This window comes from Streptomyces sp. CO7 (assembly GCF_053474865.1).
In genome coordinates this window covers 442161-443363 of the sequence record NZ_JBRIOU010000003.1, presented here as the reverse complement: position 1 = coordinate 443363, position 1203 = coordinate 442161, and the positions used below count along the sequence as shown (strand labels likewise).

The 1203-nt window shown below is 73.7% G+C and carries 1 protein-coding gene and 1 pseudogene; one reads left to right on the top strand and one right to left on the bottom strand.

Annotated elements, in window-relative coordinates; all coding sequences use genetic code 11:
- A pseudogene (locus ACOV8S_RS11935) lies at positions 1-236 on the bottom strand (lytic transglycosylase); the annotation flags it as partial.
- Positions 237-572: 336 nt separating this feature from the next.
- Here ACOV8S_RS11935 and ACOV8S_RS11930 point away from each other — a divergent pair.
- Positions 573-1203, top strand: a 631-nt coding sequence (locus ACOV8S_RS11930; protein WP_448317747.1) for a DUF4184 family protein, incomplete at its 3' end; no start/stop codon positions are given.

Genomic DNA, 1203 nt, shown 5'->3' with positions numbered 1-1203 from the left:
ATGGCGGACTCGGCCTTGCCTCCGGCCGGGGACTTCAGCTGCGGGAGATCCGTGTAGTACGAGTCGTCGCCCGGGAGCTCGGCGGGGTCCGGTATCGGCTGGGAGTCGCCGGTCTCGGATCTGGGCCTCTCGGCCACCCCCGGCGCCTGCGAAGCCGTCAGCGCCGCGACCGCGACCGCGGCCACCGCCGTGGTCGCCGCTCCCCTGCGCAGATGCCTGCCGATATGCGCCGCCATCGAGCGTTCCCCTCCCTGGACGACCGACTTCTTGGCCTCCCGGCCCGCCGTGCGGACAGGGATTCGATACCACAATCAGGTGACCCTACGACAACTTGAGTCGCCCGCCTACCCGTTGGTGTCCGATTTCAGATGATTGGAAAGGACATCTGCAGGGCGGCGCGTACGGAATTCGGACGTCGGCAGCTCCGGGAACCGCTGGGCGACCACCGACGTCCCTTCTCACCGCGGGCGCGGTCCCCTCCGCGCCGCCGCACCGTCGCGCCGCGGAGCCGTCGCGCGCGCACCGTCGTGCCGCGCCGCCTCCGCCGTGCCCTCCGGGACCGGGAGCCGTTCTTGCCGTTCACCCTCAGCCACGCCGTGGCCGTCCTGCCCGCGATGCGCGCCGACGGCACCGGGCGGGCCGCGCTGCTGGTGCCCTCCGTCATGGTGGCCGGGTCGTTCGCCCCCGACATGACGTACTACGCGGCGAGCGCGCTGCCCGACGCCATGGTCTTCGGCGACGTCACCCACTCGTTCGCGGGGGTCCTCACGGTCGACGTCGCCATCGCCTGGCTGTTGGTGGGGGCGTGGCTGCTGCTGCGGGAACCGCTGGTGGCGCTGCTGCCGCGACGGGTGCGCGGGCGGGCCGCGGTGCTGACGCGCTGCGGGACTCCACGGGCCAGGCCCCGGCCGCGCCTGGCGGCCGCCTGGTACCTGTCGGCGGTGCTGGGGGCTCTCACCCACGTGGTGTGGGACGCGTTCACGCACCTGGACCAGTGGGGGATGCGGGTCTTCCCCGTGCTGGGCGAGGAGATCGCGGGCTCGCCGCTGTACTGGTACATGCAGTACGGGGGGTCGGCGGTGGCCGCGGTGGTCATCGTGTGGTTCCTGGTCCGCGCGCTGCGGCGCTCCGTGCCCGTCGGCGGCGACGGCGACGGCTCGGACGAGGGCTTCGCCGGCGGTCCGGTCGACGGCGGGGCGGGGG